The organism is Rhodococcus sp. ENV425 (assembly GCF_002887785.1).
GTDB lineage: Bacteria > Actinomycetota > Actinomycetes > Mycobacteriales > Mycobacteriaceae > Rhodococcus > Rhodococcus aetherivorans.
Window position 1 is genome coordinate 2,971 of the sequence record NZ_PCZU01000232.1, and the last position, 8,387, is coordinate 11,357.

The following is an 8,387-nucleotide window of genomic DNA, read 5'->3' on the forward strand; positions in this document are numbered from 1 at the left end:
TGGATCTTCGAGCGACGGCCCGGGCGAACCTCCGGGCGACGACCTCGAACCGATCCAGGTCGGCCCATGTCCACCGCACAACCTCGAAGCCGAGGTCACGCAGAGCGTCCTCGCGGTGCTTCTCGGCGACGAGGTCGCGGCGGTCCGCGTACTTCCCGGCACCGTCGAATTCGCCGACGACGCCCTGCGATTCCCAGAAGAAGTCGACGCGGTACCGGCGCCCGTCCCGAGCCACGACCTCGTGTTGCAGGGCAGGTACCGGCAGGCCGAATCGCGCCATGCGCAGGCGCGACACCGACTCCCCGACGCTCTCGCTCCGTCCGTCGAGCAGGTCCACGACGGCGGCGGCCCGGGACACCCCGGTGCGGTGACGGGCCGCGGCGAGAACTGCGGGCAACCGGTCGCGGGCGGACGCATCGGCACGCAGTCCGGAGTCCCCGGCGACGACCGCCTCCTCGAGTGGCAGCGACCGGCCGAGGTCGACGATGGTGCGCGCCACCGAGGTGACGCGGACACCGTCGAGCGTGACGACATCGCCGTCGCACCAGTCGGTTGCGTGGACGTGGAGGTACGTGACCCTGCGCCCACTCGCGGACGTCCGCGAGACGTGTACGCGGCGCAGATCCGCGTTCCACATGTCCAGGCCCAGCAGGACGGCGGCGGACACGTGGCTGAGCGCATCCCCCGGGCGGAGACCCGAGCCGACGTGCCGTGCCAGGACCCGGTGCCGGCCGGTGTCGTCGAGCGGGCCGTCGTCCGCCCGCCGCAGATACACGCCCCGTTTCAGCGCGACGAGGTCGCCTGTCCGCAGCGCGGCGCGGAGCCGGTCGTCGGTGACACCCTGCGCCAGCAGATCCCGTCTGGTCAGGGCTGTGGGATCGGTCATGGACCGAGCGTGGCGCATGTGCCGCGTCGAGCCGGCGCAGATCGGGACGCACCGGCACATCTGGGGATGAAGCGGCCGCCTGTGGACAACCTGGATCCGCTCGCGGAGCCGGAATCTGCCCATGCTGTGTCGTGGGCGGATTCCGGTTCGCCGCGTGGATTACCGGCTCAGCGCCGTGGCCACCGGCGTGCTCGGGCGTCCGATGAGTCGCTGCAGGTCGCCGCTGTCGGTGTCGAGGGCGCCGACGGCGATGCCCGCGTCGGAGTCCGCGAGGATAGCGGCCATCGGTGCGGGCACCCCGGCGCTCTCGAGGACCTTCGTGTACTCGTCCCGGGGCAGGTCCTTGTAGGCGACGGGCGCGCCGACGATCCCGGACAGGACGTCGGCGAGTTCCACGTAGGTGAGGCGCTCGTCGCCGCCGAGTTCGTAGATCCGGCCGGCCTGGTCGTCGGCGAGCAGCACGGCGGCGGCGGCCTCCGCGTAGTCCTTGCGGGCGGCACCGGCGACGCGGCCGGTGCCGGCGGCGCCGAACAGGGCGCCGGTCGCCTTCGCCGTGTCGACAGCGGCGGCATAGTTCTCCCAGTACCAGCCGTTGCGCAGCAGCACGACGTCCAGGCCGGAGGCGGCGAGCAGGTCCTCGGTGGTCTTGTGCTCGGCGGCCAGGGCCAGGGGGCTGCGCTGCGCGTCGAGGACGCTGGTGTAGGCCACGAGGCCGGCCCCTGCGGCCTTCGCGGCCTCGATGACGTTGGTGTGCTGGGCAATCCGCCGGCCGACCTCGCTTCCGGAGATCAGCAGGAGCTTGTCGACGCCGGCCAGAGCGGCGACGAGTGCGTCCCGGTCGCCATAGTCGGCGACGCGCACCTGCACGCCCCGGGCGGCGAGGTCGGCAGCCTTCGCGGCGTCGCGGACGATCGCGACGACGTCGGACGGCTCGGCACCGCGGTCGAGCAGAGCGGTGACGACGTGGTGGCCGAGGTGGCCGGTGGCACCGGTGACGGCGATGGTCATGAGATCTCCTCGAGAACGGAAGTCGGGAACACTGCCATCAAATCACTTACTAATCGTAAGTGCAACCCATCAAGTAAGTACGCCACGAAGTGTTCGCACATGTACGCTGGGGGGCGTGACGACGGATCCCGCACTCGAAGCGAACGTGTTCGCCCGCGCGTGCACGTCCCGGCAGGTCCTGCAGAACGCGACCGGCCGCTGGGGCGTGCTCGCCCTGGCCGCCCTGGGCGAGGGCCCGCACCGGTTCGGTGAACTGCGCCGCCACGTCGACGGGGTGAGCGAGCGCATGCTGTCCCAGACGCTGCAGCAGCTCGAGCGCGACGGCCTCGTCCACCGGCGGGTGGAAACGACCATTCCGCCCAAGGTCGAGTACAGCCTCACGCCGCTCGGCGCGCAGGTCGCCGAGCACCTGCGCGCCCTCATCGGGCTACTCGAGTCGAGCATGCCGGAAGTGCTTGCGGCACAAGCGGAGTACGACCGAACCCATCGGCCGTAGCAACGATCGTCAGCGCGGCGGCGGTTCGACCTCCACACCACCGTGCTCGTGCTCCGGGCCTGCTGCGGGATGGTCCGCGGGCAGTCGGCTGCGGAACCGGGCGGCCTCGCTCGTCGCCGGCTTCCGTGACGACGGATCGTCCGCGCTGCGATACGGACCGGGCTTCGGCCGCGGCTTGCCGCCGGGGAACGCGAGGCGCAGGATCGTCCGGTGCACGGTGCCCCACTGCCTGGACAGGGGCCCGGTGTTGTACGGCAGTCCGTACCGCTCGCAGATGTCCTTCACCTCGGGCGCCACCTCGGAGTACCGGGTGCTCGGCATGTCGGGGTAGAGGTGGTGTTCGACCTGGTAGCCGAGGTTCCCGCTGATCACGTGGAACAGCGGACTGCCCTCGATGTTGGCCGCACCGACCAGCTGGCGGACGTACCATCCGCCGCGGCTCTCGTTCTCGACCTCCTTCCGGCTGAAGGTGTACGTCTGGTCCGGGAAGTGGCCGCAGAAGATGATCGCGTGCGACCACACGTTGCGGATGATGTTGGCGGTGAAGTCCGCCGCCAGGGTGGCGAGGAACGTCTTCTCCACGCCCGGCAGGACCTTGTCGAGCACGTCGGCGACGAGGTCGGCCCGGCGGCCGGCCGCGCGGCCACCCCCGAGGCGGCCGAGTCCGCGCAGGCGGCGCCCGATCCGGGAGGTGGCCGGCTGCGGAATCCGTCCGCCCGACAGCAGCTGCACGGCGGCGAACGCGCCGGCGGAGACCAGAGGCCAGCCCACGTAGTCCTTGACGAATTGCCGCCGCGCCTTGCCTGCGATGCCCTTCAGTTCGCCGAGCACCTGCGCCGGGGTCTTCTCCCCCGCCCACAGCGCATCGAGATCGAGGTCGTGCAGCGCTACGCCCCACTCGAAGAACGCCATGAGCAGCACGTTGTAGAACGGCTGCGCAAGGTAGACCGGATGCCACTTCTGGTGCGGGTCGATCCGCATGATCTCGTACCCGAGATCCTTGTCCTTGCCGCGGATGTTGGTGAAGGTGTGGTGAATGTAGTTGTGCGAGTGTTTCCAGCCCGCCGCGGTCGACGCGGTGTCCCAGTCCCACACCGACGAGTGGATGTCCGGATCGTTCATCCAGTCCCACTGCCCGTGCATGACGTTGTGGCCGATCTCCATGTTCTCGAGGATCTTGGCCATGCCGAGGCATGCGGTGCCCGCGACCCACGCCGACTTGGACGCCGAGCCGAGCAGCAGGGCACGGCCGGCGACGGCGAGCTGTCGCTGCGTCGCGATCACCGTCTTGATGTAGCGGCGGTCGCGCTCCCCCAGGTCGGCGTAGACCCGGTCGTGGATGGCGTCGAACTCCTTCGCCAATGCCTCGAGCGTTTCCTGGCTCAGATGCGCGAGCGGACTTTCGATCTCCATCGTCATCTCGCGTTCCTTTCGTTCACAGCTCGATTTCGATGTCGCCTTCGGCGGTGTGGATGCATGTGCGGACCGCGGCGCCGACGGGTTCGGCGACCTCGTCCGTGCGCAGGTCCCGCACCCTGCCCGACCGCAGGGTGCCCACGCAGGTATGGCAGATTCCGATCCGGCATCCGTACGGAAGCTGCAGGCCGGCCTTCTCGCCCGCCACCAGGATCGGCGTGCCGCCGTCGCATTCGACGTCGGCCTCGCTGTCGAGGAAGTGAACCGTGCCGCCCTCACCCGACCCCGCATTCCCGCCGATGATCGGCTGGAAACGCTCCATGTGGAGTTTTTTCGGATCCCCGTGGTCGTTCCAGTGCTCGACGAACGCATCGAGCATCTCGCCGGGTCCGGAGCAGAACGCCTCCCGCTCCCGCCAGTCGGGGCACAGCTCGTCCAGATCGGCCGGCGTCATGCGGCCCTGCTCCGCGGTGAGCCGCAGCACCAGGCGGAACCCGGGACGACGCGCATCGAGGTCACGCAGCACGGACGCGAAGATGACCTCGTCGGCGGTACGGGCCGAGTGCACCAGGACGACGTCGTCGAGGGCGTCGCGGTGGTCCAGGCTGCGCAGCATGCTCATGATCGGCGTGATACCGCTACCGGCACTGACGAACAGCATCTTCCCCGGCAGCGGGTCGGGCAGGGTGAACACACCCTCGACCTCGCCGAGCCGCACCACGTCGCCGGGCCGGATCCGGCGCACCAGGTGCGGCGAGACCACGCCGGTCTCGACGACCTTCGGGGTGACGCTGATCAGCCCGTCCTCGGGCTCGGGATCGGAGGTCAGCGAATAGGCGCGCCAGTGGTAGACGCCGTCGATGATCACCCCCAACCGCACGTACTGGCCGGGACGGTGCCCCCGCCACTCGTACGCGGGACGGATCAGCACGGACGCCGCCCGGGAACCTTCGGGCACCACCCGCTCGACCCGGCCCCGCAGCTCCCTGGTGGTCCACAGGGGATTGATCATCTCGAGGTAGTCGTCGGGACGAAGGGGGGTGAACAGGTGGCGCACGGCACGCAACATCATCCTGCGAATCGGATGTACCTCGGGTCGCGCGCCGCGTTCCGCCATGGGGGGAAGGTACCCCGCGTCACGGGTATCGAATCAGGTTTCGTCTCCGAAGACGACGACAGCCCGCGGCGACGTTTCGGTCGCCACGGGCTGAGGCCGGTACATCCGAACGGGGATCTGCCCGTGCGGAGGATCTTCGACGCGCTGGGATCAGAAGTTGATCATGTGCCCTGCGAGGCCGTGGATGGCCTCCTGCAGCGCCTCGCTCAGCGTCGGGTGGGTGTGGACGTTGCGGGCCAGTTCGTTGACCGTCAGGTCCCACTTCTGCGCGAGGGTCAGCTCGGGCAGAAGTTCGGAGACGTCGGGGCCGATCAGGTGGCCGCCGAGCAGTTCCCCGTGCTTGTTGTCGGAGATCAGCTTGACGAAGCCGTTGGGGTCGCCGAGGCCGTGGGCCTTGCCGTTCGCGGTGAAGGGGAAGGTCGCGACCTTGACGTCGTAACCCTCGTCGCGCGCCTGCTCCTCGGTCAGGCCGAAGCTGGCGACCTGCGGCTGGCAGAACGTCGCGCGCGGCATCATCCGGTAGTCGTCGAAGGTGAGGGTCTCGGCGCCGCCGATGGTCTCGGCCGCGACCACGCCCATCGCCTCGGCGACGTGCGCCAGCATGAGCTTGGCGGTGACGTCACCGATGGCGTAGATGTGCGGCACGTTCGTGCGCATCACGTCGTCGATGGCGATGGCGCCGCGGTCGGTGAGGGCGACACCGGTGTTCTCGAGGCCGAAGCCCTCCACGCGCGGGGCGAACCCGACCGACTGCATAACCTTGTCGACGACGACGGACTCGACGTTGCCGGACTTGTTGTCCTTGATCGCGACGGTCACCTTGTTGCCGTCGTCGTCGATGGACTGCACCGCGGCACCGGTCATGATCTTCACGCCGAGCTTCTTGTACGCCTTCGCGATCTCCTTGGAGATGTCGGCGTCCTCGTTGGGCAGCGCACGGTCGAGGAACTCGACGATGGTGACGTCCACGCCGTAGTTGGCCAGCACGTAGCCGAACTCCATACCGATGGCGCCGGCACCGACGATGAGAATCGAGCCCGGCAGCTCACGGGTGAGGATCTGCTCCTCGTAGGTGACGACGTTCTTGCTCAGCTCGGTGCCGGGCAGCAGCTTGGTGACCGAACCGGTCGCGATGATCGCGTTGTCGAAGGTCACCGTCTCGGTCCCGCCCTTGTTGAGCTCGACGGAGATGGTGTTGGCATCGACGAAGGAACCCGCACCGTCGTATTCGGTGATCTTGTTCTTCTTCATCAGGAAGTGCACGCCCTTGACGCGGCCGTCCGCGACCTTGCGGCTGCGGTCCACGGCGGCGCCGAAGTCGAAGGACACGTCCCCGGACATGCCGAACGTCTTGGCCTCTTTCGTGAAGAGATGCGCCAGTTCGGCATTGCGGAGAAGCGCCTTGGAGGGAATGCAGCCCACGTTCAGGCAGACACCACCCCAGTACTTCTTCTCGATGATGGCGGTACTCAGTCCCAGCTGTGCCGCGCGGATAGCAGCGACGTACCCACCGGGACCGGCTCCGAGGACAACGACGTCATAGTGTGAGGTCACGAACAAACAGGGTAGACCTGCCGCTCCGGCGTGTCTGCGGATGGTCCGGTTACTTGCCGGTAGCCCCGACATGAGGCACGAATCGGGCAGGCGCACGGCGTCGAGCGGGTGATCGCGCGGCCGAGGGGGGACGCTGCCGCGGGCGGGGACGCTGCCGCGGGCGAGGGGGGCGCTGCCGCGACGAACATCGAGAGCCGCCCGCGACAACCGCCCCCTCGGGCGCAAGCACTTCCTCAGCGGCGGAAGCTCCGCATCCGCCGCACGTACCGCAGCACCTTCCGCACCGGCACCGGTCGCGGCCAGTCGACGGCACGGAACCACGCCTCGCTGCCGCCGTCGACCACCACGACGGAGCCCACGAGGAAGTCCGCGGCCGGCGAGAGCATGAACTCCACCCACTCGGCGATCCGGTCCGGATCACCGAACCCGCCGATCGGAACCGGAAAACTCCTGACCCGCTTACCTTCCGGGCTCGCGAGCTGAGTCTCGAGCAACGGCGTCGCCACCGCGCCCGGCGCGAGGACGTTCAGCCGGATCCCCGACCCCGCCCAGTCCGGGATCACCGCGTTCCGGCGTGCCCAGTGGGTGACGGCGATCTTCGACGCGGCGTAGGTGAACGGGGCGGCCGCCGGCCGGATCCGGCCCGCCCGCCGCACGCCCTTCTCCAGGTCGCCCGCGAGAAACGCCCGCACCGCCGACATCGGGACGGCCGGGGTGGTGGTCGTCGAATTCGACCCGAACACGACGACCTTGCTGTTGCCGGTCGCGGCGAGCGCCGGCCGCCACCCCTCGAGCAGCTCGATCACGCCCCGGACGTTGACCTGGGCGATGGCCTGTTCCATGCCGGGCACCGGACCGAGGCCCGCGGCGAGGACCGCACCGTCGAGCCGGTTCCCGGCCCGCTCGAGGGTCTGCCGCACCGCGTCGGAACGTCCCGCCGGGGTCGAGAGGTCGGCGACGACGTCGCCCTCCTTCAGGTCGATCCCGATCACCGTGTGACCGGCTGCCCGCAGCCGATCCGCGGCGGCCCGGCCCATCCCCGACGCCGCACCGGTCACCGCATACACACCCATCGTCACTCCCTCGTCGATCCGGTTCCGACCGGCACGCTACAGTCGCAACCGTCCCGAACCAAGCAGTTGCTCGACAGCGCCCGGGGCGGTTCGGGCACGCCTTCCCTACGCGCGCGCCACCTGCGCGACGGCGGCACGCAGCACGGTCTCGTACCGGTCCAGTTCCCCGGGCTCGAGCACCTGCGGACTGGTCGTGACCGACAGCGTGACCACGTCGCCGATCCCGTGCACGCCGTGGGTCAGTCCCATGACGGGCGACAGGCCCGGGAACCCGGCGGTGAAGCGCACGACGGCGCCACCGAGCACCAGATCGCCCGCGCCGCGGTATACGCTCGACACGACCGTAGTGCCGGTGACGGTCCGCGGCACCGCGCCGAAGTCGGCGCGGGCGAGCCCGAACCGCAGCAGCGGGGCCGGGACGTGCGCGAGCGGACGATCCCGCAGATCCATGGCCGGATGCGTGATCCGTCGCCGCCGCTGCGCCAGGTCGTCCGCGATGGCCGCGGCGCGTTCACGGGGATCGCGCACGTGCGCGAACAGCCGGACGCCGGTGCTGCGGTAGGCATTGCGCGACAACCTGTTTCCGGCGAGGGAGACGGGCACCTCCGCGCCGAGCCGGTCGGCCGGGAAGTCGCCGAGGAACTCGGCGAGCGCGGACCCGATCGCGGTCAGCGCACCGACGGTCACGGTCCCCACCGTGCGCAGGTCCGTCGCCGGGCACACGATCGTCCGCACGGCACGCCGCGGGCCGGGATCGGTGTTCACGGCGCTCGGCGGGCAGCCCGGGGCCGGCGGCGGGACGGCCGGATCGGCCAGTTCCCGTTCGGCGCGACCCGC

7 protein-coding genes and 1 pseudogene are annotated in these 8,387 nt (G+C 69.8%); 1 reads left to right on the forward strand and 7 read right to left on the reverse strand.

All coding sequences use genetic code 11. From position 1 onward, the window contains the following. Both CQZ88_RS20165 and CQZ88_RS20170 read right to left on the reverse strand, forming a co-directional pair. Positions 1–886: hypothetical protein (locus CQZ88_RS20165; RefSeq protein ID WP_102800210.1), on the reverse strand; the 886-nt coding region annotated here is incomplete at its 3' end. Between the two features lie 159 nt (positions 887–1,045). After that, positions 1,046–1,894, reverse strand: coding sequence for an SDR family oxidoreductase (locus tag CQZ88_RS20170; protein ID WP_050035653.1), 849 nt, complete (start codon positions 1,892–1,894; stop codon positions 1,046–1,048). A gap of 115 nt (positions 1,895–2,009) precedes the next feature. On the opposite strand from CQZ88_RS20170, the gene CQZ88_RS20175 reads away from it, so the two are divergent. After that, positions 2,010–2,390, forward strand: coding sequence for a helix-turn-helix domain-containing protein (locus CQZ88_RS20175; RefSeq protein WP_006932945.1), 381 nt, complete (start codon positions 2,010–2,012; stop codon positions 2,388–2,390). A 9-nt stretch (positions 2,391–2,399) separates the two neighbouring features. On the opposite strand, the gene CQZ88_RS20180 is transcribed toward CQZ88_RS20175, so the two are convergent. The 5 genes and pseudogenes from CQZ88_RS20180 to CQZ88_RS20200 form a co-directional block, all read right to left on the reverse strand. After that, the gene (locus CQZ88_RS20180) at positions 2,400–3,809 is read right to left on the reverse strand and encodes an acyl-CoA desaturase (RefSeq protein ID WP_050035654.1); all 1,410 of its coding nucleotides are present in this window, start codon (positions 3,807–3,809) and stop codon (positions 2,400–2,402) included. Positions 3,810–3,825: 16 nt separating this feature from the next. Next, positions 3,826–4,923, reverse strand: a complete 1,098-nt coding sequence (locus CQZ88_RS20185) for a ferredoxin reductase (RefSeq protein WP_050035655.1) — start codon at positions 4,921–4,923, stop codon at positions 3,826–3,828. Between the two features lie 150 nt (positions 4,924–5,073). Beyond that, the gene (lpdA, locus tag CQZ88_RS20190; protein ID WP_044475707.1) at positions 5,074–6,477 is read right to left on the reverse strand and encodes a dihydrolipoyl dehydrogenase; all 1,404 of its coding nucleotides are present in this window, start codon (positions 6,475–6,477) and stop codon (positions 5,074–5,076) included. Between the two features lie 233 nt (positions 6,478–6,710). Further along, positions 6,711–7,550 (reverse strand): SDR family oxidoreductase, encoded by an 840-nt coding sequence (locus CQZ88_RS20195; RefSeq protein ID WP_102800209.1) that lies wholly within the window; start codon positions 7,548–7,550, stop codon positions 6,711–6,713. A 105-nt stretch (positions 7,551–7,655) separates the two neighbouring features. Continuing rightward, a pseudogene (locus CQZ88_RS20200) lies at positions 7,656–8,387 on the reverse strand (hypothetical protein); the annotation flags it as partial.

Coding starts and splice junctions, on each gene's coding strand:
- CQZ88_RS20170 (WP_050035653.1), bottom strand. CDS start 1,894: ATGACCATCGCCGTCACCGGTGCCACCGGCCACCTCGGCCACCACGTC.
- CQZ88_RS20195 (WP_102800209.1), bottom strand. CDS start 7,550: ATGGGTGTGTATGCGGTGACCGGTGCGGCGTCGGGGATGGGCCGGGCC.
- CQZ88_RS20185 (WP_050035655.1), bottom strand. CDS start 4,923: ATGGCGGAACGCGGCGCGCGACCCGAGGTACATCCGATTCGCAGGATG.
- CQZ88_RS20180 (WP_050035654.1), bottom strand. CDS start 3,809: ATGACGATGGAGATCGAAAGTCCGCTCGCGCATCTGAGCCAGGAAACG.